Here is a 727-nt window from a genome sequence, read left to right on the forward strand (position 1 = left end):
GTATTCTGTTGCATTTTATTGCTGTGTGACAGATGGCAGCAGAGGGGCAGATGGCAAAATGACATCTGATGTGGAAGTGTGCATGAACTGGAAATGTGTCATTGAATTCTTCCATGCAGAAAATATTTCATCTAGTTACAGTCATCGATGCTTGCTGAACAGTGGATGTGAGCACACTGAGGTGGTGGGTAGTATGTTTCAAGCAGTGGCAACAGAGATGTGAAAGACAAGCTCTGTTCTGGATGGCCATACAGAATTTTGATAAGAACAGCACGCAGGCTGTTCATCTCTGGCAAAAATGCACAGCTAATGATGGCGACTATGCTGAAAAACTGTATTTTTGTTGCTGAGACTTTGCTGTATCAATCAGTGTTATTTTGCTCTTTGTTGTAGTTTTCATGGAAATAAACCGGAGGCATTACTTCCAGGGCAACTCATGGATAGGCAGCCCGAGACAATTCCTGTTCACTCAGTGCAGCCCAGACAAGCCAAAAGGTTGGCCACCTATGGCCTAAGAGGTGAATTCTGTGTTTAAAAGAAATGAAAGAGAAAAGTAAAATAAATTATTTACTATGAGAGCGTGGTGAGGTGCTGGAACAGGCTGCCCAGAAAGGTTGTGGAGTCTCCTCCTCTGTAGGTATTCAAGATCCATCTGGATGCCTACCTGTGTGACCTGTTGTAGGGTACCTGCTTTAACAGGGGTGATGGACTCGATGACCTCTTGAGG

Annotated in this window: 2 protein-coding genes; one reads left to right on the top strand and one right to left on the bottom strand. The window is 44.2% G+C overall.

The window, feature by feature from the left end; all coding sequences use genetic code 11:
- The coding region (locus ABN236_RS19280) for a hypothetical protein (protein ID WP_349474722.1) at positions 1-223 on the top strand (223 nt) is incomplete at its 5' end.
- Between the two features lie 288 nt (positions 224-511).
- Here the strand turns inward: ABN236_RS19280 and ABN236_RS19285 are convergent.
- A partial coding sequence (locus ABN236_RS19285) for a hypothetical protein (protein WP_349474723.1) occupies positions 512-727 on the bottom strand: 216 nt, incomplete at its 5' end.

The organism is Proteus sp. fly-1013, assembly GCF_040140245.1.
Taxonomy (GTDB): domain Bacteria; phylum Pseudomonadota; class Gammaproteobacteria; order Enterobacterales; family Enterobacteriaceae; genus Proteus; species Proteus mirabilis_B.